Source organism: Streptomyces sp. NPDC048734, from assembly GCF_043198675.1.
In the GTDB taxonomy this organism is placed as follows: domain Bacteria; phylum Actinomycetota; class Actinomycetes; order Streptomycetales; family Streptomycetaceae; genus Streptomyces.
The window spans coordinates 1-24,368 of record NZ_JBICUZ010000029.1; the positions used below are offsets into that span (position 1 = coordinate 1).

A 24,368-nucleotide genomic window follows, 5' to 3' on the forward strand; every position below is an offset into this window, starting at 1 on the left:
GGGGGCTGCTCCCTCCGTGGGGGTTGTTTTGGGCCCGGTTGGGGGGCGGGGGGGGGGGGGGTGTGGGGGGGGGGCCCCGGGCGGGGGGGGGGGCGGGGGCGCCCCCCGCCCCCCCCCCTCCGTCGTCTCCGTTTCCGCCGGCTACGCGATGTGGTCGTCCTGCAGTTCCGCCGTGTGGCGGTTGGTGAAGCGGTTGACCATGCGGTCGGCCTCGCGCGGCGGGAGCGCCACGCCGAACGTCGCCTCCACGTCGTCCCGGAGCTGGCCCGAGGTGGGGTAGCTGCCGTTGATCGACTTCTTGAAGACCAGGTAGTAGTCCTCCTCGGTCGGCTCCGGGCTGCCGCCGCCCTCACCGAGCTCGCGGTTGCGGCCCGGGACCACCGGGATGGGGAAGGAACCGGTCTCCTCCGGGGAGGGCTCCTGCGCCGGGGGCTCCTCCTGGTACTGGTCCGCGTACTGCTCGGCCTGCTGCTGCTCCTCGTACCACCGGGCGTACTGCTCCGAGGGGTCGTAGGTGGGGTCGTAGCCGCCCTGGTACTGCACCTCGTGCGGCGACTGGAACCAGGGGCTCTGGTCGTCCTCGGGCGGCTGCTCCGCCCGCCCGGCCTGCTCGTCCTGCCGGACCTGCGGTGCCTGCTGCCGCGGCGCCTGCTGTCCCGGCTGTCCTTGCTGTCCCGGCTGGAGCTGCTGCGCCGGACCCGCCGACAGCTCCTGCATCTCCTGCCGGGGCCCGAGAACCTGCGCCGGCGGCAGCACCGCCGGCTCGATCCCCGCCGCCGCCAGGCCCGCGGGGGCCGTCTCCACCAGGGGAACGCCGTAACGCGCCAGCCGCAACGGCATCAGCGACTCCACCGGAGCCTTGCGGCGCCAGGCGCGGCCGAAGCGGGAGCGCAGCCGGGCCTGGTAGACGAGACGTTCCTGCTCCAGCTTGATGACCTGCTCGTACGAGCGCAGCTCCCACAGCTTCATCCGGCGCCACAGCAGGAACGTCGGCACCGGGGACAGCAGCCAGCGGGTGAGCCGCACCCCCTCCATGTGCTTGTCCGCCGTGATGTCGGCGATCCGGCCGACCGCGTGCCGGGCCGCCTCGACGGACACCACGAACAGGATCGGGATCACCGAGTGCATGCCGACGCCCAACGGGTCCGGCCAGGCCGCCGCGCCGTTGAACGCGATCGTCGCCGCCGTCAGCAGCCACGCCGTCTGCCGCAGCAGCGGGAAGGGGATGCGGATCCACGTCAGCAGCAGGTCCAGGGCCAGCAGGACGCAGATGCCCGCGTCGATGCCGATCGGGAACACGTACGAGAAGTTCCCGAAGCCCTTCTCGATGGCCAGCTCACGGACGGCCGCGTAGGAACCGGCGAAGCCGATCGCGGCGATGATCACGGCGCCGGTCACGACCACACCGATGAGAATGCGGTGCATCCGGGTCAGCTGGATTGGCTCGGCCACCCGTCCTCCCCTCCCCTTGCGTGTTGTTGCGCGCAACAGGGTGGCACATGCGTGCGACTCATGTGTTGCCGGTACGTCAGCTCTTCTTCGCGGCCGTCGTCGAGGTCTTCTTGGCGACCGCCGCCGAGGCCGACGGGGCCTTCGACGCCGACGGGGCCTTCGACGACGTCGACGACGGCGCCGGGGACGACGAACTGCCGCCCGAACCCTCGCCGTTGGCCGCCCCGACCGACGCCACCGCCTCCTTCGCCGCCAGCTCCGCGGACTTCACCAGCGCGTCCGCGTCCGGTGTCTTCTCACCGGCCAGACCGGCACCGTTGTAGTCCAGCGTGACGACCACGTTCTCCACGCGCGCGACCACCGTCTGCTGCTTGAAGGCGCCCTCCGACTTCTTCAGGTCGTAGCGCACGGTCGTCGCCTGGTCACCCGTCCCGGCGAGCGCCTGCGACTTCGCGTTCTTCGCACCCGCCGTCGCCGACGCGCCCTGCACCTGCTTCGCGTAGTACTCCTGAGCCTGCTGCTCGCCGCTGCTCGCCGCGTCCGTCTCGAAACGGACCATCGAGACGTTCAGCCAGCGGAACTGCGAGCCCTTCACGCCGTTGTTGTCCAGGCTGGACCAGGAACAGGAGGCCCGCGCCGCCTGGTCGCTCGACGTGCCCTCCTTGCCCTTGGCGGGGGCCTTGGGCACCAGCGAGGTCAACGTCTTCTTCGACAGCACGCCGCACGCCTCGGGCAGCGTCCCGTACGCCGCCGCCTGCACGGTCGGCTCGGCACTCGGGGAGGCGGCGGCGGACGAGCCGCCGGTCTTCTCCGCGGCGGAGGCGCCGCCGGAGCCGGATCCGGAGTCCGAGCCGGAGTCCGAGGAGCAGCCCGCGACGATCAGCATCACGGGGACCGCGGCCGCCGCGGCCAGAAGACGGTTCACGCCTCCCGCACGCATCGCTCGCCGGTCTCGCTGGGCACGCTGGTCGTCTCGCTGGGCTCGTCGCTGCATGGTTCCTTCACTCATGACGCTCGTGGTTCCTGCGGTCGGATCGGGGTCCGGTGGGCCACGGTACGCGGTGGAGAAGAGGTGCGTTTCCGCTTCGAGGGCATCGGGCGCGCGGGGCCCGTGCGCGTGAAGTGCCCTCAGCCGGCCAGGGAATCGGCGAGCTGCGCGGCCAGTTTCCGGGCGCTGTCCTGCATTTCCTTGCTGTCCGGGACGACGCCGAGGGACGTCGCCTGCTCCTCGTACGCGATGGTCACGATGACGTTCGACGTGCGGAACACCACAGTCACCGTGCGCTGTTTCGCCGTCGAACCGGAGCTGGCGAGCGCGTCGTCGACGAAGGCCTCGTCCCCGAGGTCGTCGAGGAGCCGGGACTGGAGGTCGGCGGAGGCGGAAGTGGAGGTGGAGGTGGAGGTGGAAGGAGAAGCGGAGGCGGAGGCGGACACCGATGCCGACGCGGACGGCGACGGGGAGGCGGAAGGGGCCGCCGTCGTACCGCCGGAGGGGGTGGCCGCGACACCGGACGGTTGCGACGCGGTGGGCGCGGGCAGCCCGGCCGCCGTCACCTTCCGGGCGAACAGCGTCTCGGCCTGGCTGTCGTCGCTGACCGCGTTGTCGTACGAGACCACCCGCTCGAAGTCGACGCTCAGGTGGTCGATGGCGTCGGTGGAGTCCACCTTCCAACGGCAGCCCGCCCTGCGGTCCGTGTCGAACGTCGGCGTCGCCTGGCCCGCGTAGACGGCCTCGCGCCGCGCCTCGTCGGGGATCTGGACGATGCCCGGCAGGAGGGTGTCGAGGGTGCTGCGGCCCACCGCCCCGCAGGCCTCCGGGAGTGCGTCGTAGCGGCCCGGCTGAGCGGCCGCGGTCACGGTACCGGCGTCGCCCGCATTGGAGTTGTCCGTCGGGCCGCCGTCTTCCGCACTGCTCGAGCAGCCGGCCAGCAGGGCCGCGAGGAGCGCGGCGACGCCGGGTACGTACGCCTTCCGCTGCACGGTCGGCTCCTCTCGACGGTCACATCGTGGGTGGCGGGTCCAGTGTCCCCGCTGGTTATTCGCTTGCCGGACGGGGGCGGCCCCGGCAGACAATGTGTATCGCACGCAACACCGTGGATGCCGGTCCGCCGTCTCTATTGCCGACCTTGGCACCGGTTTTGCGATTCGAGACTTCTGCTGTTCTACGGGGGAATGAGGACGATATGTCGTACGTGGAGATGCCGGGCGCGAAGGTGCCGATCCGCATGTGGGCCGACCCCGCGACGGTCGAGGACGGCGCGCTCCAGCAGCTGCGCAACGTCGCCACCCTGCCGTGGATCAAGGGCCTGGCCGTGATGCCGGACGTCCATTACGGCAAGGGCGCGACGGTCGGATCGGTCATCGCCATGCAGGGTGCGGTGTGCCCGGCGGCGGTGGGGGTCGACATCGGCTGCGGGATGTCGGCCGTCAAGACGTCCCTGACCGCCAACGACCTGCCGGGCGACCTGTCCCGGCTGCGCTCGAAGATCGAGCAGGCGATTCCGGTGGGGCGGGGGATGCACGACAGCCCGGTCGATCCGGGCCGGTTCCACGGGCTGGCCACCGGGGGGTGGGACGACTTCTGGGGGCGGTTCGGGGGCATCGCCGAATCGGTCAAATTCCGTCAGGAGCGCGCCACCAAGCAGATGGGAACGCTCGGATCCGGAAACCACTTTGTTGAAGTGTGCACGGATACGACCGGTTCTGTCTGGTTGATGCTCCACTCCGGCTCCCGGAACATCGGAAAGGAACTCGCCGAGTTCCACATCGGCGTGGCGCAGAAACTCCCGCACAACCAGGGCCTGATCGACCGCGATCTCGCCGTGTTCGTCGCGGACACCCCGCAGATGGCGGCGTACCGCAACGACCTGTTCTGGGCGCAGGAGTACGCGAAGCACAACCGCACGATCATGATGGCGCTCCTGACGGACGTGATCCGCCGGGAGTTCAAGAAGGCCAAGCCCGTCTTCGAGAAGGAGATCAGCGCGCACCACAACTACGTGGCCGAGGAGCGCTACGACGGGATGGACCTGCTCGTGACCCGCAAGGGCGCGATCCGGGCCGGCTCCGGCGAGTACGGCATCATCCCCGGCTCCATGGGCACGGGTTCGTACATCGTGAAGGGCCTCGGGAACGAGAGGGCCTTCAACTCGGCTTCGCACGGGGCGGGTCGACGCATGAGCCGGAGCGCCGCCAAGCGCCGCTTCACCACGCAGGACCTGGAGGAGCAGACGCGGGGCGTGGAGTGCCGCAAGGACTCCGGCGTCGTGGACGAGATCCCGGGTGCCTACAAGCCCATCGAGCAGGTCATCGACCAGCAGCGGGACCTGGTCGAGGTCGTGGCGAAGCTGAAGCAGGTCGTCTGCGTGAAGGGCTGAGCCCCGCCGGGCGGCCGGTGCCCGCGGCACAGGGGGTCGGGCCGGTGGCCCGGCCCCCTTCGTGCGCGTCGCGGCCTCCGGCGAAGTCCCGTGGGGTGTCGGCTCAGTTCCCGTGTCTCACCGCGTAGATCATCACGAAGGCGATGATGTGGATGCCGAAGAGGAAGTAGGCCAGGAAGTACCAGACCTGGCGTTCGTCCCTGGTCTCCTGGGCCAGGCGGCGTTGCTCCGCCGCCCGTTCGGGGGTCTGCGGGCTTCCCGTCCCGTCCGCGCCGGTCATCGCGACTCCCGGTGGACCTTGGTGTTGGACGCCTGGGCGCGCGGGCGCAGGACCAGCAGGTCGACGTTGACGTGGCTGGGGCGGGTCACCGCCCAGGTGATCGTCTCGGCGACGTCGTCGGCGGTGAGGGGCTCTGCCACGCCCTCGTAGACCTTCGCGGCCCGGTCGGCGTCGCCGCCGAAGCGGGTCAGCGCGAACTCGTCGGTCCTGACCATGCCGGGGGCGATCTCGATGACGCGGACGGGCTGGCCGACGATCTCCAGGCGGAGGGTCTCGGCGAGGACGTGGGCGCCGTGCTTGGCGGCCACGTAGCCCGCACCGCCCTCGTACGTGCCGTGGCCGGCGGTGGAGGAGACCACGACGACCGTGCCGTCGCCGCTTGCGACCAGCTTGGGGAGCAGGGCCTGGGTGAGGTTGAGGGTGCCGATGACGTTGGTCTCGTACATCGTGCGCCAGTCGGCGGGGTCGCCGGTGGCGACCGGGTCGGCGCCGAGCGCTCCGCCCGCGTTGTTGACCAGGACGCCGATGGTGCGGAACGCCGTCGCGAACTCGTCGACGGCGGCGCGGTCGGTGACGTCCAGCTGGTAGGCCGTCGCGGAGCCGCCCGCCGCGGTGATCTCCTCGGCGAGGGCCTCGATGCGGTCCTTGCGGCGTGCGGTGAGGACGACGCGGTAGCCGGCCGCGGCGAGTTGCCGGGCGGTGGCGGCGCCGATGCCGCTGCTCGCGCCCGTGACGACGGCGATGCGGGACGCGGCGGACGGGGCGGCGGTGGCCATGGGGGCTGCTCCTCGGTTCCTCGGGCGGGGCGGACGTACGGAGAACGCGGGCGGTCGAACGCCTGCCCGGTCAGGATAGGCGGGTCCGTGCGCTCGCCGTCCGCGGTGCCCGCATGGTGACGGCGGTGCCGGGCGAGCCGGGTGCGGCCGGCCTCGAGGAGGGCGGCGGCGGTGAGAGGGCCGGTCTCGAGGAGGGCGGCGGAGCGCGGGACAGGCCTGGTGGCGGCTTCGGGAGGGGTGGGGAGGGGTGGGGCTGCGGTCCCGGTGGTCGGTGGCTGGTGGCTGGTGGTGAGCAGTGGTGAGCGGTGGTGGGCCGGGGGCTCGCGCTGTCGGCCGGCCCGGGCCGGGTACGTCGTACGATCTGCGGACGGCGCTACGAAGGGGTGTGCGGGCGATGTCCGGGAACGTGCGGTCGCGGTTGCTCGGCGAGTTGTCCGTCGTCTCCCGGCGGTATGTCGCGGCGTTCGCGCTGTTCAACCAGGCCGTCGCGGACCGGCTGGGGCTGCACCCGACCGACCTGCAGTGCCTGAACCTGCTCTCGCTGGAGCGGGAGCCGGTGACGGCGGGCCGGGTCGCGGAGCTGACGGGGCTGACCACGGGGTCGGCGACGCGGCTGGTGGACCGGCTGGAGAAGGCTGGGTACGTCGTGCGGGAGCGGGACGCGGCCGACCGGCGGCGGGTGCTGGTGGCGACGGTGCCGGAGCGGATCGCCGAGTTCGGGCGGACCTGGGAGCGGCTGGGCGGCGACTGGAGCCCTCTCTTCGAGGATCTGGACGACGCGGAGCTGGCGGTGATCGTGCGGCACATGGGGCGGACGGTGGAGTTCAGCGGGGAGCAGGTCGCGCGGTTGCGGGGAGGGGTGGGGTAGGCGTGCGGACGGTCGAGGACGGCCGGGTGGAGGGCGGCGGCCCCCTACCGGCCGAGGACGCGGGACCGGGTGCGGGGCGGACGCTGCCGCGGAACTGGCCGCTGCTGCTGGTCGGTGCCGCCGTGCTGCCGGGTGCGGTGCTGGTGCTGGTCGGGCGGTCGCTGGACGAACCGGCCGTGCAGGCGTGGCGGACGGTGTGGCTCGCGGTGACCGTGCAGGCGCTGCCGTTCCTGCTGCTGGGTACGGCGCTGTCCGGGGCGATCAACGCGTTCGTGCCGGCGAGCCTCTTCAACCGGCTGCTGCCGAAGCGGCCCGCGCTCGCGGTGCCGGTCGCGGGGGCGGCGGGGGTGGTGCTGCCGGGCTGTGAGTGCGCGTCGGTGCCGGTGGCGAACAGCCTGATCGGGCGGGGGGTGAATCCGGCCGCGGCGTTCGCGTTCCTGCTGTCGGCGCCCGCCGTGAACCCCATCGTGCTGACCTCCACGGCGATCGCGTTCCCCGGCAGTCCGGAGATGGTGCTGGCCCGGTTGCTGGCCTCGCTGGTGACGGCGGCGGTGATGGGCTGGCTGTGGCTGTGGCGGGGGCGCGAGGAGTGGCTGAAGCCGGCGGTGCGGCACACCGGGCACCGGCCGGGGCACAGCCGCTGGGCGGAGTTCCGGAGCGGTTTCCGGCACGACTTCCTGCACGCGGGGGGCTTCCTGGTGGTGGGCGCGCTGGCGGCGGCGACGTTCAACGTGGCCGTGCCGCGTTCGGTGGTGGACGCCTTCGCGGACTCGCCGTGGCTGTCGGTGCTGTTCCTGGCGGTGCTGGCGATCGTGCTGGCGGTGTGTTCGGAGGCCGACGCGTTCGTGGCGGCCTCGCTCACCGGGTTCTCGCCGACGGCGCGGCTGACGTTCATGGTGGTCGGCCCGATGGTGGACCTGAAGCTGATCGCCCTCCAGGCGGGCACCTTCGGGCGGGCCTTCGCGGTCCGGTTCTCCGCCGCCACGGCCGTCGTCGCGGTGGTGTGCAGCGTGGTCGTGGGAGGGGTGCTGCTGTGAGGCGGTTCGCGCAGGTGGCGCTGCTGGTGCTGAGCGGTGTGGGACTGCTGCGGGTCTCGCTGTTCTCGGAGGCGTACCTGAGGTACGTGAAGGAGGGGATGCGGCCGCTGCTGATCGCCTCGGGGGTGCTGCTGGTCCTGCTGGGGGCGGCCGAGGCGTGGTCGGCCCGGCGGCGGCCGACGGAGCGGCCCGCGCAGGACGGTGACGGTCACGGGCGCGGTGACGGTCACGGCGACGGTGACGGGCACGGGCACGGGCACGGTCACGGGCGCGGTGACGGGCACGGGCACGATCACTCGGGTGTGCCCCGGGTCGCCTGGCTGCTGTTCCTGCCCGCGCTGAGCCTGCTGTTCTACGCGCCGCCCGCGCTCGGTTCCTACACCGCCTCGCGGGAGGCGCCCAAGACGGTGGCGGTGGTCGTCGAGGACGGTTTCGACCCGCTGCCCGCGACCTCGCCGCTGCCGATCACTCTGACCGACTTCACCCAGCGGGTGCAGCAGGACGAGGGGCGGGCCATCGAGGGGCGCACGGTGCGGATGACCGGTTTCGTCACGCCCGCGGGCGAGGGCGGGGGCTGGTACCTGACGCGGATCATGATGTCGTGCTGTGCGGCGGACGCGCAGTCCGTGAAGGTGCGGGTCTACGGGGTGGCGGCGCCGGAGGCCGACGCCTGGGTCACGGTGACGGGGACCTGGCACGCGCAGGGCACGCTGGGTACGTCCTCGGCGGCGGTCGCGCTGGACGGCCGTACCGTCGCGGAGGTGGAGCGGCCGGTGAACGGCTACACCGACGCGTTGCCGCTCGGGTCGTAGCCGGGGCGCGTCGCGCGCGGTGCCGTGGCGCTCGCCCTTCGGAGGGCGAAAGGGCGTGCCGTCCCGGTCTCCTGGCGGGTGCCCCGGCGGGACGCGTAGGCCGTCGGGGGTACGCCCACCGTGGCCTTGAAGTCCCTCACCAGGTGGGCCTGGTCGGCGTAGCCCAGGTCCGCCGCCAGGGCCGGCCAGTCGACGTCCGCCGAGGTCTCCGCCCGTTCCAGGGCCTCGTGGATGCGGTGGCGGAGGATCACCCACTTGGGGCCGACGCCCACGTAGGCGGCGAAGAGGCGTTGCAGCAGGCGTGCGGACACGCCTTCCGTCCGTGCGAGGTCCGCGACCCGGCGGATCGCGCGGTCGGTGCGGATGCGGTCGGCCAGGGCCATGGCCCGGTCGGCCAGGGGGTCGGGGCGGGGGGCCAGGGCGAGGAGGTGGGCGTCGAGGGCGGCGACGCGGGCGTCCTCGTCGGCGGGGGACAGGACGGGGGCGGGGTCGGTGCCGGGGAGGCGGACGCGGCGGCCGGTCCACGCCGAGACCGGGCGGCCGGGGGCGAAGGGGCGGAAGCCGCCGGGGCGGAACTTCACACCGCAGACCCGGCCCCTGCCCTCCAGCTTCTGCGTGAACAGGCCGAGCCCGACGCCGGAGACCTCGGCGACGGGTGGCCGGTCCCCGAACCGCTGGAAGACGAGGTTGACCGAGGGGTGCGGGACCACGTGGGAGGCGTACGGCCGGTCCAGGTCCCAGTCGATCAGCCAGTAGTGCTCCAGGTAGGGGCGCAGCGGCGGGGCCGGTTCGCGGCGCCGGAAGCGGACGCGCGCGAGCAGTTCCGCGGCGTCGACGATGCCTCGGGTGTCACGGCGGGGGGCGGCCATGCCGGGATCGTAGGACGGGCCACCGACAGTCGGCGGTGGTCGGGGCGGTCGGCGGGCGACGGGCCATCGCCGACTGTCGCCGGCTGTCGGCGGCGGGCGGCGGGCCATCGGCGGAATACGGGGCGAGGGGCCGCTGTTGGGCGGTATAGTTGAACCGTAAACAACTTGGAGGGTGAGCGGCCATGCAGTTCGGGATCTTCACCGTCGGCGATGTCACACCGGACCCCACCACGGGGCGTACGCCGACCGAGCGCGAGCGGATCAAGGCCATGGTCGCCATCGCGCTGAAGGCCGAGGAGGTCGGCCTGGACGTCTTCGCCACGGGTGAGCACCACAACCCGCCGTTCGTGCCGTCGTCCCCGACGACGATGCTCGGCTACATCGCCGCGCGGACCGAGAAGCTGATCCTGTCCACCTCCACCACGCTGATCACCACGAACGACCCGGTGAAGATCGCCGAGGACTTCGCGATGCTCCAGCACCTGGCCGACGGGCGCGTCGACCTGATGATGGGCCGCGGCAACACCGGCCCGGTCTACCCGTGGTTCGGCCAGGACATCCGCGAGGGCATCAACCTCGCCGTCGAGAACTACAACCTGGTGCACCGGCTGTGGCGCGAGGACGTCGTGAACTGGGAGGGCACGTTCCGCACCCCGCTCCAGGGCTTCACCTCGACGCCCCGGCCGCTGGACGGCGTCGCGCCGTTCGTCTGGCACGGCTCCATCCGCTCGCCGGAGATCGCCGAACAGGCCGCGTTCTACGGCGACGGCTTCTTCCACAACAACATCTTCTGGCCGGCCGACCACACCAGGCGGATGGTCGAGCTGTACCGGGCGCGCTACGCCCACTACGGGCACGGCACCCCCGAGCAGGCGATCGTCGGCCTCGGCGGGCAGGTCTTCATGCGGAGGAACTCGCAGGACGCGGTGCGCGAGTTCCGGCCGTACTTCGACAACGCGCCGGTCTACGGGCACGGGCCGTCCCTGGAGGACTTCACCGACCAGACCCCGCTGACCGTCGGCTCGCCGCAGCAGGTCATCGAGAAGACGCTGGCGTTCCGGGAGTACGCCGGTGACTACCAGCGCCAGCTGTTCCTGATGGACCACGCCGGACTGCCGCTGAAGACCGTGCTGGAGCAGCTCGACATGCTGGGCGAGGAGGTCGTGCCGGTGCTGCGCGAGGAGTTCGCCAAGGGCCGCCCGGCCGACGTGCCGGACGCGCCGACCCACCGGTCGCTCCTGGCCGCCAAGAACGCCGCCGCCAAGAACGCCGCCGCCAAGAACGCCGCCGCGCAGGACGCCGCTCAGGACAACGCCGCTCAGGACAAGGAGACCGTCGCATGAAGCTCGTCATCGTCTCGGCGGGACTGAGCGTCCCGTCGTCCACCCGCCTGCTGGCCGACCGGCTCGCGGCCGCCACCACCGAACGCGCCCCGGCCGACGTGCGGGTCGTGGAGCTGCGCGACCTCGCCGTCGAGATCGCCCACCACCTCACCAGCGGATTCCCCGGCCGGGAGCTGGCCGCCGCGCTGGAGGCGGTCACGGCGGCGGACGGGCTGATCGTGGTCACCCCGGTGTTCTCGGCGTCCTACAGCGGACTGTTCAAGTCCTTCTTCGACGTCCTCGACAAGGACGCGCTGACCGGCAAACCCGTGCTGATCGCGGCCACCGGCGGCACGGCCCGGCACTCGCTGGTGCTGGAGCACGCGCTGCGGCCCCTGTTCGCCCACCTGCGGGCCGTCGTCGTCCCGACCGGTGTCTACGCCGCCTCCGAGGACTGGGGCGCGCCGGGCCTGCCCGAGCGGATCGAACGGGCCGCCGGGGAACTGGCCGCGCTGACGAGCGGTCTGGCGGCGGCCCGGCCGGCCGTGAAGGACGAGTTCGCGGTGGTGCCGTTCGCGGAGCGGCTCGCGGCCCTGCGGCCGGCGGGCTGAGCAGGCCGGGGCGGGCTTGAACAGGCCGGGGCGGGCTTGAGCGGGCCGGGGCGGGTGAGAGGCATGTAAGAAGGGCGCCCGGTGAGCCGCCCGTCACGTCTTGGGAGCGTGACGGCTGGAAGACTGGGCGCGTGCCCCACAAGCTGCTGCTCGCCGAAGACGACCGCGCCATCCGCCACGCCCTGGAACGCGCGCTGACCCTGGAGGGCTACCGGGTCACCGCGGTCGCCGACGGCGTCGAGGCCCTGGCGCACGCCCACAAGTCGCAGCCGGACGTCCTCGTCCTGGACGTGATGATGCCCGGCATCGACGGCCTCCAGGTCTGCCGGGTGCTGCGCGCCGAGGGCGACCGCACCCCGATCCTGATGCTGACGGCGCTCGTGGAGACCGCCGACCGGATCGCCGGCCTGGACGCGGGCGCCGACGACTACGTGGTCAAGCCCTTCGACGTCGAGGAGGTCTTCGCCCGGCTGCGCGCCCTGCTGCGCCGCACCGGTACCGGCGCGCCGACCGACGCGCGCAAGGACGCCACCGGTACGGGCGCCGCCGGGAAGGACCACCCCGGGAAGGACCACCCCGGGAAGGACGCCACGGCAGGTGCCGCGCAGGACGCGGCCCCGGAGGCGGTGGCCGCCGCGCGTTCCCTGGAGGCGGCCGGGCTGCGCATGGACCCGCAGGCGCGGCGGGCCTGGCGCGGGGAGCGCGAACTGGAACTGACCCGCACCGAGTTCGAGCTGCTGGAACTGCTGGTGCGCAACGCAGGCATCGTCCTCGACCACTCCACGATCTACGACCGCATCTGGGGCTACGACTTCGGCCCCGGCTCCAAGAACCTCGCCGTCTACGTCGGCTACCTCCGCCGCAAGCTCGACGGGCCCGGCGCCCCGCAGCTGATCCACACCGTGCGGGGCGTGGGCTACGTGCTGCGGGAAGACTGAGGCGCACCCCGTGTCCGGACCGCTCCGCCGATGGCTGTCCCGGCGGCGCCCGCAGGCCGTCTCGCTGCGCACCACCTTCGCGGTGTCCTTCGCGGCGGTGACGGCGGCCGTCACCGTCGTCGTCGGCGTCCTGTCGTACAACGCCGCCGCCCGCCTGCTGCGGGTGGACCAGGAGTCCGTCTTCGACGAGGTCGTGCAGGACCTGCGCGACGAGGTGCGGGACCGGGCGATGGACCCCGCCGACTTCTCCTCCGCCGCGCCCGGCCACGACATCGTGCGCCCGGCCCGCACCGACGTGCAGGTGCTGGGGGCGGACGGGAGCGTCTTCGACCCCGGCAACCCGGGGCTGCCGGTGGTGGACGCCGACCGGGAGATCGCCGCGGCGGCGGTCGCGGGCACGCTCGTCGAGCACAAGGACGTCGATGTCGGCAGCGACGTCTACCGGGTCGCCACCGTCGCGCTCGGCGGCGGCCGGGGCGCGGTGCAGATCGCGCAGGAGTTCAGCGACACCGAGGACCTGCTGCGGGCGCTCCAGCAGCGCACGCTGCTGCTGATGGCCGCGGTCGTGACGGCGGCCGGGCTGTCCGGCTGGTGGCTGGCCCGGCGCATCACCCACCGCCTGGTCATGCTGACGGACGCCGCCGAGGCCGTCGCGCGCACCCGCCGGCTCGGCGTCCAGGTGCCCGTCACCGGCTACGACGAGGTGGGGCGCCTCGGCCGCGCCTTCGACCGCATGCTGGGGCGCCTCGCCCAGTCCGAGGAGGACCAGCGGCGGCTGGTCCAGGACGCCGGGCACGAGCTGCGGACGCCGCTGACCTCGCTGCGGACCAACATCTCGCTGCTGCGCCGCATCGACGAACTGCCGCCCGCCACCCGGGACGAACTCGTGGCCGACCTCGGCCAGGAGGCACGCGAACTGACCGACCTGGTCAACGAACTGGTGGACCTCGCCGCCGGGCAGTCGGACACCGAGCCGCCGCAGCGGATCGACCTCGCCGACCTGGCCGAGGACGTGGCGGGGCTCGCGCGGCGCCGTACCGGGCGGCGGATCGTGGTCCGTGCCGCCGGCGACACCACCACCGACGGGCGGCCCGGCATGCTCCAGCGGGCCTTTTCCAACCTGGTGGAGAACGCCGCCAAGTTCGACCGCGAGGGCCGCGAGCCCATCGAGATCAGGGTGACCGGACCGGCCCGGCCCGGCACCGTCCGCGTCGAGGTCCTCGACCGCGGGCCCGGCATCACCGAGACCGACCTCACCCGTGTCTTCGACCGCTTCTACCGCGCCGCGGACGCCCGTTCCCTGCCGGGCTCGGGGCTCGGCCTCTCGATCGTCCGGGAGGTCGCGCTGGCGCACGGGGGAGCGGCGTTCGCCTTCTGCAGGTCGGGCGGCGGCGCGGTGATCGGGTTCACGGTGGGCGGGGCGGAGTAGGCGGCCCCGGTGCCGGGCCGGTCATTCGTCGGGCGGGCCCTGGGCGAGGAGCCGGCGCAGCGCGGCGGGTGTGTGTCCGAGGTGGTCGCGCATGGTCCGGGTGAGGTGCGCCTGGTCGGCGAAGCCGAGGTCGGCGGCGAGTGCGCCGAGGCGGATCTCGCCGGCTTCCATCCGGTCGAGTGCGCGGGTGACGCGAACCCGGTTGCGGTAGCGCGTCAGTGGGACACCGAGTTCCCGGGTGAACGCCCGGCTCAGCCGGTACGGCGACACGCCGAGGTGTGCGGCGAGCGGAATCAGCCCGCTCGCGGCCGGATGGGCGTCGCGGACCAGGTCGCGTGCCGCGGCGACGACCGCCCGGTCGGCGGGGCCGGCAGAGGTGCCGCCGGGGACCGGCGCCGCGCCGACCTGGTCGACGATGTGCCGGATCAGACCGGTCAGCCGTTCCGCGCCGGCGTAGTCGACGTCCGGGGTCCGGGCGGTGGCGAGCAGCCGCCGGTGGGCGAGGTCGAGCCGTGCGTCGACGTACACGGTCGACGTGGCGAGCCGCGGGGTGTCGCCCGCCAGGGCGCGCCACAGTGCCGGGGCGAGACTGATCGAGGTGCACACGTCACCGCCGGCGGGATGGGCGAAGCGCTCCTCCTCGCCGGGCATGCCGACGTAGCCGACGGTCGGGTCCACGTCCGTGTCGACGCCGCGGACCCGTCTGCGGAACCGTCCCCGTCGCACGAGCACGACCTGCACGTGCCGGTGCGACTCCACCGCCGACCAGTTCGTGTGGTCGTTGCGGCAGTCCGCCGCCGTGACGGCGAACTCCGGCCGGGTGGCGAGGTCGACGAACGAGAGCACCGGCCCAGGCTAGGCGGAGGGTCCGACGGTCCCGCAAGAATCTTCAAGACGGACCGGGTGCGGCGAGGCAGGCTCTGTGGCGACACACCCGGGACGAAGGAGCCGACACCGTGCCCCCGTCGGCCCGGCTCACCACCGTGACCTCGAGGTCACCGACATCGAACGGACGGCGGAAGAACGCGCCGAACCCGGCGCCGGCCGAACCGGGCGCCGGCCGAACCGGGTTCCCGCCGACCGACCCCGCCGACTCACGAGGAGGAGCCATGGCTTCCGTCAGCAAGGAAATCACGATCGAGCGCAGCGCCGACGAGGTGTGGGAGGTCATCGGCGACTTCGCCACGGGACCGTCGCGCATGGCACCCGGTCACGTGGTGGACACCCGCGTCGAGGCCGACACGAGGATCGTCACGTTCAGCGACGGCGTGGTGGCGAGGGAGCGATTCGTCGCTCTCGACCACGAGAACCGGCGGATCGTCTACGCCGTCGTCGGCGACAGCCTGCAGCCGGCCCACGACAACGCGTCCATGCACGTACGCGCCGACGGCGAGGGTCGCTGCCGGCTCGTCTGGATCCACGATGTGCTGCCCGACGACCTCGCCCCCGTCCTCGACGCGGCCATGACCCACGGCGGCGCGGTCATCAAGCAGGCCTTCGAGGCGCGTCACGGTCAGCAGGCCGGCCCGAGGCCCCGTGGCGGTGAGCAGCCGCTGACCTGAGGGCCCGGCGGTGGTACCGCGAGCACCCCGGCACCACCGCCGGGACTCCTCGGCACGGCGGCGACCGGCGACGCCGTCGCACGAGGCAGGACCCGGGAGGGCGGGACCCGAAAGCCCCGCCCGACCCCTACGAAACCCCGGCTCAAGGCCACACAAGGCAATAAGGCTGGTGCCCCGCCTCATGCAACCGGTGCGAGAAGTCCTGCCACTCGTGCAGCAGCTGGTACACGTTGAACGCGTCCCGCGGACCGCCCCGGTCCGGGACCGTCGACCAGATGAAGGCCGCCGCGCCGACCGTTTCCTCGCCTATGTCACGGAGAGGGTCGACGACCGTCATGGGGAGTTTGACGACGGCGTAGTCGGGGTGCAGGACGACCAGCTCCAGCGGGGGCACCTTGTGAAGGGGGACGCCCTCGATGCCGGTGAGGACCATCGCGGCCATCGTCTCCGGCTTGATCTTGGTGAACATGCCGTTCATGCCGAGTTCGTCGCCGCCGAGCTCCTCGGGGCGCATCGAGATCGGGACCCGGGCCGCTGTCGCGCCGTCCGGTGCGCCGAAGTACTTGTACGTCACCCCCACCCGACCACCATTCCCGCTCCTCGCCCGGAGCCGGTCGACCGTACGGTCGAGCCGCTCGGACTCACTCGGTACACCAGGTGTACCGGGTACACCCGGGACGCCCTGCGTCTGACGTGCTTCGCCGGCTTCCTCCGCGTCGCGCCGGTGCCTTCCCCGCCGGGCACGTCGAGGACCCCGGTCATCAGTCCCCTCGCCCAGTCCGCCACCGCGATGCATATCTCCACCCGACTGCTTTTCTAGGACGCGCAGGCCCCGCCGCGCAACCCGATCATCGTGTCAGTGACCTCCCCCACGGCCGCACGCCGAAACGTGCGGTGAAACACCTGTCCGCAGGATCTTCGCAGCCCCTCGACACGCCGTCGTTGTGAGCTACGTCTATCAGGCTCAGTCCGTTTCAGTTTCGCAGATGAAGAAGGTCGCAGAAGCGGCCCGCCCGGTCCGTAGGGGCACGGCACACGCCCCGCGGCCCTGCGGCGCCGCTGGCCTACCCTGAGGAGGTCACTGCCAACCGGAGTCCGAGAAGTCGGAGAAGTCGCAGGTCATGAGCGAACTGCCCTATTCATACGAAGCGCCTGTCTCGCAGGCACTGTTCGACCGTGCGGCCGTCGTCACACCGGGCGGCGTGAACTCCCCGGTGCGCGCCTTCCGCGCCGTCGGCGGCACGCCCCGGTTCATGGTGTCCGGCACCGGCCCGTACCTGACGGACGCGGACGGCCGGGAGTACGTCGACCTCGTCTGCTCCTGGGGCCCCATGATCCTCGGGCACTCGCACCCCGAGGTGATCGCCGCCGTCCAGGACGCCGTCTCGCGCGGTACATCCTTCGGCACGCCCGGTGAGGGCGAGGTCACGCTGGCCGAGGAGATCGTCGCGCGGGTCGAGCCCGTCGAGCAGGTGCGGCTGGTCTCCAGCGGGACGGAGGCCACGATGTCCGCCATCCGGCTCGCCCGCGGCTTCACCCGGCGCTCCAAGGTGATCAAGTTCGCCGGCTGCTACCACGGTCACGTCGACTCGCTGCTCGCCGCCGCCGGCTCCGGCGTCGCCACCTTCGCCCTGCCGGACACGCCCGGCGTCACCGGCGCCCAGGCCGGCGACACCATCGTCCTGCCGTACAACGACCTGGAGGCCGTGCAGGAGGCCTTCCACCGGCACCCCGGTGAGATCGCCTGCGTCATCACCGAGGCCTCGCCGGGCAACATGGGCGTGGTCCCGCCGCTGCCCGGGTTCAACCAGGGGCTCAAGGACGCCTGCCAGAACAACGGCGCCCTCTACATCTCCGACGAGGTGATGACCGGGTTCCGGACCAGCCGGGCCGGATGGTTCGGGATCGACGGGGTCAGGCCCGACCTGATGACCTTCGGCAAGGTCATGGGCGGCGGCTTCCCGGCCGCGGCGTTCGGCGGCCGTGCCGACGTGATGGCGCACCTCGCCCCCGCCGGACCCGTCTACCAGGCCGGCACCCTCTCCGGGAACCCGGTCGCCACCGCCGCCGGCATCGCCCAGCTCCGGCTCCTCGACGACGCCGCGTACGCGAAGCTCGACGCGGTCTCCGAGCAGATCCAGGCGCTGGTGTCGGAGGCCCTGACCAAGGAGAGCGTCGCGCACACGCTCCAGAGCGCCTCCAACATGTTCTCCGTCTTCTTCACCGACCGGCCCGTCCGTGACTACGAGGACGCCAAGGCGCAGGAGTCGTTCCGCTTCACCGCCTTCTTCCACTCGCTGCTGGCGAACGGCGTCTACCTGCCGCCCTCGTCCTACGAGTCCTGGTTCGTGTCCACGGCCCACGACGAACGGGCCGTCCAGCGCATCGCCGACGCCCTTCCGGCGGCGGCCCGAGCGGCTGCGGAGGCCCGCGCGTGAGCACCGGCAACAGCACCGGCAACGGCGAGGACCTGACCGTCGTCCACCTGATGCGGCACGGCGAGGTCGAGAACCCCGACGGCATCCTCTACGGCCGTCTCGCCGGCTACCACCTCTCCGACCTGGGCCGGCGGATGGCCGACCGGGTCGGTGAGCACCTCGCGTCCCGCGACGTGACGTACGTCTGCGCCTCCCCGCTGGAGCGGGCGCAGGAGACGGCCGGCCCGATCGCCAAGGCGCACGGGCTCGACGTCGGCACCGACGCGCGGCTCATCGAGGCCGGCAACGTCTTCCAGGGCAAGACCTTCGGTGTCGGCGACGGGGCGCTGCGCCGACCGGAGAACTGGCGGCACGTCTACAACCCGTTCAAGCCGTCCTGGGGCGAGCCGTACGTCGACCAGGTGGTGCGCATGATGGGCGCGCTGGACGCGGCGAAGGACCGGGCCCGCGGGCACGAGGCGGTGCTGGTCAGCCACCAGCTGCCGATCTGGATCGTGCGCTCCTACGTCGAGCGGCGGCGGCTGTGGCACGACCCGCGCAAGCGGCAGTGCACGCTCGCCTCGCTGACGTCGTTCACGTACCGGGGCGACACGATCGTGTCCGTCGGCTACTCCGAGCCCGCCCGCGACCTGGTGCCGCCCCACCTGCTGGCCGGCGCCAAGCCGGTGAAGGGCAAGGGCAAGGCCTTCGGGGCGTGAGCCGGTGATGCCCCGACCGCCGTCGCCGGTGATCCCTCGATCACTGTTACGGAATGCGCACACATGAGCGGAACCTCCCCGTTCGGCGTGTCCTCTGAGTGGGTGACCACCGGAGCACGCGACGAACGGGGACGCCATGCGCACTCTCACCCGCAGGGGAGCACTAGGACTGGGTGCGGGGGCCGCGGCCGCCGCCGGACTCGCGGGCTGTGGCCTCACGTCGTCGGACGACCCGGGCCCCGGCGGCGGTTCCGGCGGGGCGGGCAAGGGGGGTACGGCCTCCCCGAAGCCCACCGTCACCGTCCGTCCCATCGGTGACGGCTCCACCTCCTTCACCGGGAAGCAGCCGCACCAGCCGGCCGCGCCCGAACCGCTGGAGCCGGGGCAGGAACCGCCGCAGTTCGTCGTCTTCTCCTGGGACGGGGCGGGCGAGGTCGGCAACGGCCTCTTCCCGCGTTTCCTGGACCTGGCCAAGGAGCACGGCGCGGCCATGACCTTCTTCCTCTCCGGGCTCTACCTGCTGCCCGAGTCGAAGAAGCGGCTCTACGACCCGCCCAACAACCCCCGCGGCGCCTCGGACATCGGCTACCTCACCGACGACCACGTCAGGGCGACGCTGGTCAACGTGCGCCGCGCCTGGCTGGAGGGGCACGAGATCGGCACCCACTTCAACGGGCACTTCTGCGCCGGCTCCGGGTCGGTCGGCAACTGGACCGGGCGCCAGTGGCGCGACGAGATCGACCAGGCAAAGTCGTTCGTGAAGCAGTGGCGCACCAACACCGGGTGGACCGACCTGCCCGCGCTCCCCTTCGACTACGACAGGGAACTCGTCGGCGGCCGCACCCCCTGCCTCCTCGGCCGGGACAACCTGCTGCCCACCGCCCGCTCCCTCGGCTGGCGCTACGACGCCTCCTCGCCGGGCGGCCGCCAGGTCTGGCCCGACAGGAAGCAGGGCATGTGGGACCTGCCGCTGCAGCAGATACCGTTCCCCGGACGCGGCTTCGAGGTCCTGTCGATGGACTACAACATGCTCGCCAACCAGTCGGTCAACTCGACCAAGGCGCCCAGCCACAACTACCCGGGCTGGCGGCGGCAGGCGGCCCAGGCGTACATCCAGGGATTCGAGCGGGCGTACGAGACGAACCGGGCGCCCTTCTTCGTGGGCAACCACTTCGAGCAGTGGAACGGCGGCATCTACATGGACGCCGTCGAGGAGGCGTTCAAGCACATCGCGCGCGAGAAGGAGAAGGGCGCGGACGTGCGCATGGTCTCCTTCCGGCAGTTCGTCGACTGGATCGACGTGCAGAAGCCCGAGGTGCTCGCCAAACTGCGCACGCTGGACGTCGGACAGGGGCCGGCCGGCGGCTGGAAGGAGTTCCTCGCGGCGACCCCCACCGCCGCCGGCTCCCCGTCGGGCGCCGGATCCGCTGCCTGAAATGCGGTTTTCCCCCCGCAAGGGGGGTGCGCAAGATCCCCGGAACGGGCATGCGAAACTTTTCACATGAGTGCCGCCAGTCGCACCCCCCTGTCTGTCGCCGTCGCAGCCGCCACGGCGCTGCTGTTGTCCGCGTGCGCCTCCGGAGGCACCTCCGGCGGGGGCGGCGACACCAACTTCGTCATGGGCAAGAACGGCATCTCGACCGTCGGGAAGGGCGAGCGCACCGCCGCCCCCGACCTGTCGGGCAGGACCGTCGACGGCAAGCAGCTCGACGTCGCCTCCTACAAGGGCAGCGTCGTCGTCCTGAACGTGTGGGGATCCTGGTGCGCGCCCTGCCGCGCCGAGGCGCCGGGCTTCCGGAAGGTCTCCACCGACCTGAAGGCCCGCGGCGTGCAGTTCGTCGGCATCAACACCCGTGACACCAGCACCTCCAACGCCCTCGCCTTCGAGAAGGAGCAGGGCATCACCTACCCCAGCCTGTACGACCCGACCGGCAAGCTGATGCTCCGCTTCGAGAAGGGCACGCTCAACCCGCAGGCGATCCCCTCCACGCTCGTCCTCGACCGGGACGGGAAGATCGCGGCCCGTTCGCTGGCCGCCCTCAGCGAGGAGAAGCTGCGCGCGATGATCGACCCGGTCCTCGCGGAGAAGTGACGTGAGCACCGTCACGATGCTCGCCGCGGTGGCCGATCCGAACCAGACGGTACTGAGCGGCGCCCTGCTGGTCGCCCTGCCCATCGCGCTGCTCGGCGGACTCGTCTCCTTCTTCTCCCCGTGCGTCCTGCCGCTCGTCCCCGGCTACCTGTCGTACGTCACCGGCGTCGCCGGCACCGACCTGGCCGAGGCCCGGCGCGGCCGGATGGTCGCCGGCGCCTCCCTCTTCGTGGCCGGCTTCACGGCCGTGTTCGTCTCCAGCGGCGCCCTCTTCGGCTACTTCGGCGACACGCTCCAGGCCAACAAGGGCGTCCTGTCCAAGGTGCTGGGCGTGCTCATGGTCCTCATGGGCGTCTTCTTCATGGGCCTGATGCCCTGGATGACCCAGCGCGAGTTCCGCTTCCACCGGCGGCCGGTGGCCGGGCTCGTCGGCGCCCCGCTGCTCGGCGCGCTGTTCGGCATCGGCTGGACGCCGTGCATCGGCCCGACCCTGGCGTCCGTGCTGACGCTCTCCTCCCAGCAGGGCAGCGCGGGCCGCGGCGCCCTGCTCACCGTCGCCTACTGCCTCGGCCTCGGGCTGCCCTTCGTGCTCGCCGCGGTCGCCTTCCGCAAGGCGCTCGGCGCCTTCGCCCGGGTCAAGCGGCACTATGTCTGGGTGATGCGGATCGGCGGCTCGATGATGATCGTGACCGGTCTGCTGCTGCTGACCGGCGCCTGGGACCACCTGGTGCAGGACCTCCAGTCCTGGTCCACCGGCTTCACCGTGGGGATCTGATCGATGAGCAAGACCACCGCCGGCGAACCCGTGGACGCCGCCGCACCGCAGGACCGGGACCAGGACCTCGGCGCGGCCGGCTCCCAGCTGTCCACCGCGCCCGCCGAGTCGCCCGGCGGCGTCCCCGCCATGGGCGCCGTCGGCTGGGCCCGCTGGTTCTGGCGGCAGCTGACCTCGATGCGGGTCGCCCTGCTGCTGCTCCTGCTGCTGGCGCTCGGCGCGATCCCCGGTTCGCTGATCCCGCAGACCGGCACCGACGCCACGAAGGTCGCCGACTTCGAGAGGGACCACCCCACCCTCGCGCCGCTCTACGACAAGCTGGGCCTCTTCCACGTCTACAGCTCGGTGTGGTTCTCCGCCGTCTACATCCTGCTGTTCGTCTCCCTCATCGGCTGCATCGTTCCCCGCACCTGGCAGTTCGTGGGCCAGCTGCGCGGCCGCCCGCCGGGCGCGCCCAAGCGGCTGACCCGGCTGCCCGCGTACACGACGTGGCGCACGGACGCCGAGCCGGAGCAGGTGCGCGAGGCCGCGCTCGCGCTGCTGAAGAAGCGCCGTTTCCGCGCGCACCTCGCCGGGGACGCGGTCGCCGCCGAGAAGGGCTACCTGCGCGAGGTCGGCAACCTCGCCTTCCACATCGCCCTCATCGTGATGCTGACGGCCTTCGCCTGGGGCCAGCTGTTCAAGATGGAGGGCAACAAGCTGGTCCTGGAGGGCGACGGTTTCTCCAACACCCTCACCCAGTACGACGACTTCAAGTCCGGCACCCTCTTCGACGCCGACGACCTGGCGCCGTTCAGCTTCAACCTGAAGGACTTCACCGGCACCTACGAGGTCTCCGGGCCCAACAAGGGCACTCCGCGCACCTACCAGGCCGCCCTCACCTACTCCGAGGGCGCCTACGGCAAGGAGAAGAAGACCACCGTCAAGGTGAACCACCCGCTGGAGATCGGCGACTCGAAGGTCTACCTCACCGCCCACGGGTACGCCCCCGTCGTCACCGTCAGGGACGGCAAGGGCAACGTGGTCTACCGCGACGCCGTACCGCTGCTGCCGCTCGACTCCAACGTCACCTCCTCCGGCGTGGTCAAGGTGTACGACGGCTACCGCGACGCCAAGGGCGTCAAGGAACAGCTCGCCTTCCAGGCCTTCCTCCTGCCCAGCTACGCCGAGGGCAACGAGGTCTCCTCCGCCTTCCCGGCACTGCTGAACCCGGTGCTGAACCTGGAGCCGTACCACGGCGACCTCGGCGTCGACTCGGGCATCCCGCAGAGCGTCTACCAGCTCGACAAGCGGAAGATGAAGCCGTTCAAGGACGTCAAGGACCTCCAGGTGCGGGACAACCTCAAGCCCGGCGAGACCATGACCCTCCCGAACGGCGCCGGCTCGATCACCTACGAGGGCACCAAGGAGTGGGCGAACTTCCAGATCACCCAGCAGCCCGGCAGCGGCTGGGCGCTGGCCGGCTCGGTCGCCGCCATCCTCGGACTGGCCGGCTCCCTGTTCATCCAGCGCCGCCGCGTGTGGGTGCGGGCGGTGCGGGGCGCCGACGGCGTGACGGTCGTCGAGATGGCCGGCCTCGGCCGCAGCGAGTCCGCGAAGGTGCCCGAGGAGCTGGGCGACCTCGCCGGGATCCTGTACGACCGGGCGCCGGGGGTTCCCGACGACCCGGAAGCCCCCGAAGCCCCCGACACCCCCGATTCCCGAGCCGTACCTGCCGAAGGGTCTGAGAAGTGACTCTCGCCGCCGCAACCGACCTCGCCGGCGCGGTGAACCTCGCCGCCGCCACCAACGAGAACCTCGCGAACATCAGCAACACGCTGATCTACTCCGCGATGGCCGTCTACACCCTGGCCTTCTTCGCGTACATCGCCGAATGGACCTTCGGCGGCCGCAGCAAGGTCGGCCGCACCGCCGCCGCGCTCACCGACCGGGCCCCGGCCGGGAAGACGGCCCCCGCCGTCACCGTGCGGAAGGCCGGCGGCACCGCCGTGCTGGAGCGGCCGAAGGTCGTGGTGCGGGCCGCGGCCGGCACCCGCGAGGTGCCCGACGGGCCCGGCGCGCACGGCGGCGACGAGCAGGGCGACCTCTACGGCCGGATCGCCGTCTCCCTCACGGTGCTGGCCTTCCTGATCGAGTTCGGCGGGGTGCTCGCCCGCGCGCTCTCGGTGCAGCGGGCGCCGTGGGGCAACATGTACGAGTTCAACATCACCTTCTCCACGGTGGCCGTCGGCGTGTACCTCGCGCTGCTGGCGCTGAAGAAGAACGTGCGCTGGCTCGGGCTGTTCCTGATCACCTCGGTCCTGCTCGACCTCGGCCTCGCGGTCACCGTCCTGTACACGGCGAGCGACCAGCTGGTCCCCGCCCTGCACTCGTACTGGCTGTACATCCACGTCTCCACCGCGATCTTCTGCGGCGCGGTGTTCTACGTCGGCGCGGTCTCCACGATCCTGTACCTGTTCAAGGACTCCCACGAGAACAAGCTCGCGGGCGGCGGCACGCCCGGGAAGCTCGCCAACTCGGTCCTGGACCGGCTGCCCGCCGCGGCGACCCTGGACAAGTTCGCCTACCGCGTCAACGCCGCCGTCTTCCCGCTGTGGACGTTCACGATCATCGCGGGCGCCATCTGGGCGGGCGACGCCTGGGGCCGCTACTGGGGCTGGGACCCCAAGGAGACCTGGTCCTTCATCACCTGGGTCGCCTACGCCGGCTACCTGCACGCCCGCGCCACCGCCGGCTGGAAGGGCCGCAAGGCCGCCTACCTCGCGCTGGTCGCCTTCGGCTGCTGGCTGTTCAACTACTACGGCGTCAACATCTTCGTCTCCGGCAAGCACTCCTACGCCGACGTCGGCCTGGGCGTGCTGCGGTCGGCCGGGTTCTGAGCCCCCGCGGCCGGCGGGACGGGCCGGGCGCCCCCCCCCGCCCGGGGGGCCCCGGGGGGGGGGGGGCCCCGCGCGCGGGGGCGGGGGGAAAAGAACACCCCACCCCCCACCCCCAACGGCCCAAACAACAAAAGCAAAAAAAGGGGCTGCTCC

24 protein-coding genes are annotated in these 24,368 nt (G+C 72.1%); 16 read left to right on the plus strand and 8 right to left on the minus strand.

What is annotated here, in order from left to right; genetic code table 11:
* Positions 1-141 precede the first annotated feature (141 nt).
* From ACGFQC_RS35320 to ACGFQC_RS35330, 3 genes are all read right to left on the minus strand, one after another.
* Positions 142-1,452 carry a DUF2637 domain-containing protein gene (locus tag ACGFQC_RS35320; RefSeq protein ID WP_363088895.1) on the minus strand — a complete coding sequence of 437 codons (1,311 nt, stop codon included), beginning with the start codon at positions 1,450-1,452 and terminating at the stop codon, positions 142-144.
* Positions 1,453-1,528: 76 nt separating this feature from the next.
* Complete coding sequence (locus tag ACGFQC_RS35325; RefSeq protein ID WP_363088896.1) at positions 1,529-2,461, minus strand: DUF3558 family protein; 933 nt, start codon at positions 2,459-2,461, stop codon at positions 1,529-1,531.
* A gap of 119 nt (positions 2,462-2,580) precedes the next feature.
* Complete coding sequence (locus ACGFQC_RS35330) at positions 2,581-3,432, minus strand: DUF3558 domain-containing protein (RefSeq protein ID WP_363088897.1); 852 nt, start codon at positions 3,430-3,432, stop codon at positions 2,581-2,583.
* Between the two features lie 203 nt (positions 3,433-3,635).
* On the opposite strand from ACGFQC_RS35330, the gene ACGFQC_RS35335 reads away from it, so the two are divergent.
* On the plus strand, positions 3,636-4,829 hold the full coding sequence (locus ACGFQC_RS35335; protein WP_363088898.1) for an RtcB family protein: 1,194 nt from the start codon (positions 3,636-3,638) through the stop codon (positions 4,827-4,829).
* A 103-nt stretch (positions 4,830-4,932) separates the two neighbouring features.
* Here ACGFQC_RS35335 and ACGFQC_RS35340 read toward each other — a convergent pair whose 3' ends face one another.
* Both ACGFQC_RS35340 and ACGFQC_RS35345 read right to left on the minus strand, forming a co-directional pair.
* Positions 4,933-5,109 carry a hypothetical protein gene (locus ACGFQC_RS35340; RefSeq protein WP_363088899.1) on the minus strand — a complete coding sequence of 59 codons (177 nt, stop codon included), beginning with the start codon at positions 5,107-5,109 and terminating at the stop codon, positions 4,933-4,935.
* On the minus strand, positions 5,106-5,885 hold the full coding sequence (locus tag ACGFQC_RS35345; protein WP_363088900.1) for an SDR family NAD(P)-dependent oxidoreductase: 780 nt from the start codon (positions 5,883-5,885) through the stop codon (positions 5,106-5,108). Before ACGFQC_RS35345 ends, ACGFQC_RS35340 begins: the two co-directional genes overlap by 4 nt.
* A 394-nt stretch (positions 5,886-6,279) precedes the next feature.
* Here ACGFQC_RS35345 and ACGFQC_RS35350 point away from each other — a divergent pair, with 394 nt between their 5' ends.
* From ACGFQC_RS35350 to ACGFQC_RS35360, 3 genes are read left to right on the plus strand one after another with little or no spacing between them, the layout of a single operon-like run.
* On the plus strand, positions 6,280-6,753 hold the full coding sequence (locus ACGFQC_RS35350; protein WP_363088901.1) for a MarR family transcriptional regulator: 474 nt from the start codon (positions 6,280-6,282) through the stop codon (positions 6,751-6,753).
* A 26-nt stretch (positions 6,754-6,779) separates the two neighbouring features.
* Entirely contained in the window at positions 6,780-7,790 is a 1,011-nt protein-coding gene (locus ACGFQC_RS35355; RefSeq protein WP_363089105.1) for a permease, read from the plus strand.
* A complete protein-coding gene (locus ACGFQC_RS35360) occupies positions 7,787-8,602 on the plus strand; it encodes a TIGR03943 family putative permease subunit (protein WP_363088902.1) in 816 nt (271 codons plus the stop codon). Before ACGFQC_RS35355 ends, ACGFQC_RS35360 begins: the two co-directional genes overlap by 4 nt.
* Here ACGFQC_RS35360 and ACGFQC_RS35365 read toward each other — a convergent pair.
* Positions 8,572-9,471, minus strand: a complete 900-nt coding sequence (locus ACGFQC_RS35365) for a helix-turn-helix domain-containing protein (RefSeq protein WP_363088903.1) — start codon at positions 9,469-9,471, stop codon at positions 8,572-8,574. The two genes, ACGFQC_RS35360 and ACGFQC_RS35365, sit on opposite strands and share 31 nt — an antisense overlap.
* A gap of 182 nt (positions 9,472-9,653) precedes the next feature.
* Here ACGFQC_RS35365 and ACGFQC_RS35370 point away from each other — a divergent pair, with 182 nt between their 5' ends.
* From ACGFQC_RS35370 to ACGFQC_RS35385, 4 genes are all read left to right on the plus strand, one after another.
* Positions 9,654-10,814 (plus strand): LLM class flavin-dependent oxidoreductase, encoded by a 1,161-nt coding sequence (locus ACGFQC_RS35370; protein ID WP_363088904.1) that lies wholly within the window; start codon positions 9,654-9,656, stop codon positions 10,812-10,814.
* Positions 10,811-11,404, plus strand: a complete 594-nt coding sequence (locus tag ACGFQC_RS35375) for an FMN reductase (RefSeq protein ID WP_363088905.1) — start codon at positions 10,811-10,813, stop codon at positions 11,402-11,404. Before ACGFQC_RS35370 ends, ACGFQC_RS35375 begins: the two co-directional genes overlap by 4 nt.
* 131 nt (positions 11,405-11,535) lie before the next feature.
* Positions 11,536-12,342 carry a response regulator transcription factor gene (locus ACGFQC_RS35380; protein WP_363088906.1) on the plus strand — a complete coding sequence of 269 codons (807 nt, stop codon included), beginning with the start codon at positions 11,536-11,538 and terminating at the stop codon, positions 12,340-12,342.
* A 10-nt stretch (positions 12,343-12,352) separates the two neighbouring features.
* Complete coding sequence (locus tag ACGFQC_RS35385; protein ID WP_363088907.1) at positions 12,353-13,771, plus strand: HAMP domain-containing sensor histidine kinase; 1,419 nt, start codon at positions 12,353-12,355, stop codon at positions 13,769-13,771.
* A gap of 21 nt (positions 13,772-13,792) precedes the next feature.
* Here the strand turns inward: ACGFQC_RS35385 and ACGFQC_RS35390 are convergent, their stop codons facing one another.
* Positions 13,793-14,617, minus strand: coding sequence for a helix-turn-helix domain-containing protein (locus ACGFQC_RS35390; RefSeq protein WP_363088908.1), 825 nt, complete (start codon positions 14,615-14,617; stop codon positions 13,793-13,795).
* A gap of 263 nt (positions 14,618-14,880) precedes the next feature.
* On the opposite strand from ACGFQC_RS35390, the gene ACGFQC_RS35395 reads away from it, so the two are divergent.
* Positions 14,881-15,333, plus strand: a complete 453-nt coding sequence (locus ACGFQC_RS35395) for an SRPBCC family protein (protein WP_363088909.1) — start codon at positions 14,881-14,883, stop codon at positions 15,331-15,333.
* A gap of 142 nt (positions 15,334-15,475) precedes the next feature.
* Here the strand turns inward: ACGFQC_RS35395 and ACGFQC_RS35400 are convergent, their stop codons facing one another.
* The gene (locus tag ACGFQC_RS35400; protein ID WP_363088910.1) at positions 15,476-16,129 is read right to left on the minus strand and encodes a hypothetical protein; all 654 of its coding nucleotides are present in this window, start codon (positions 16,127-16,129) and stop codon (positions 15,476-15,478) included.
* Positions 16,130-16,454: 325 nt separating this feature from the next.
* Between ACGFQC_RS35400 and hemL the strand changes: the two genes are divergently transcribed.
* The 7 genes from hemL to ccsB all read left to right on the plus strand — a co-directional run bounded on the left by hemL (position 16,455) and on the right by ccsB (position 24,215).
* Positions 16,455-17,771 (plus strand): glutamate-1-semialdehyde 2,1-aminomutase, encoded by a 1,317-nt coding sequence (hemL, locus tag ACGFQC_RS35405; RefSeq protein WP_363088911.1) that lies wholly within the window; start codon positions 16,455-16,457, stop codon positions 17,769-17,771.
* Between the two features lie 50 nt (positions 17,772-17,821).
* Positions 17,822-18,469: a histidine phosphatase family protein gene (locus ACGFQC_RS35410; RefSeq protein WP_363089106.1), complete on the plus strand. Its 648-nt coding sequence runs from the start codon at positions 17,822-17,824 to the stop codon at positions 18,467-18,469.
* A gap of 136 nt (positions 18,470-18,605) precedes the next feature.
* Positions 18,606-19,904: a hypothetical protein gene (locus ACGFQC_RS35415; RefSeq protein ID WP_363088912.1), complete on the plus strand. Its 1,299-nt coding sequence runs from the start codon at positions 18,606-18,608 to the stop codon at positions 19,902-19,904.
* A gap of 66 nt (positions 19,905-19,970) precedes the next feature.
* Entirely contained in the window at positions 19,971-20,561 is a 591-nt protein-coding gene (locus ACGFQC_RS35420; RefSeq protein ID WP_363088913.1) for a TlpA disulfide reductase family protein, read from the plus strand.
* Position 20,562: 1 nt separating this feature from the next.
* A complete protein-coding gene (locus ACGFQC_RS35425) occupies positions 20,563-21,336 on the plus strand; it encodes a cytochrome c biogenesis CcdA family protein (RefSeq protein WP_393289095.1) in 774 nt (257 codons plus the stop codon).
* Positions 21,337-21,339: 3 nt separating this feature from the next.
* Positions 21,340-23,070, plus strand: coding sequence for a cytochrome c biogenesis protein ResB (locus ACGFQC_RS35430; RefSeq protein ID WP_363088914.1), 1,731 nt, complete (start codon positions 21,340-21,342; stop codon positions 23,068-23,070).
* Positions 23,071-23,102: 32 nt separating this feature from the next.
* On the plus strand, positions 23,103-24,215 hold the full coding sequence (ccsB, locus tag ACGFQC_RS35435) for a c-type cytochrome biogenesis protein CcsB (protein ID WP_363089108.1): 1,113 nt from the start codon (positions 23,103-23,105) through the stop codon (positions 24,213-24,215).
* The last annotated feature ends 153 nt before the right edge of the window (positions 24,216-24,368 follow it).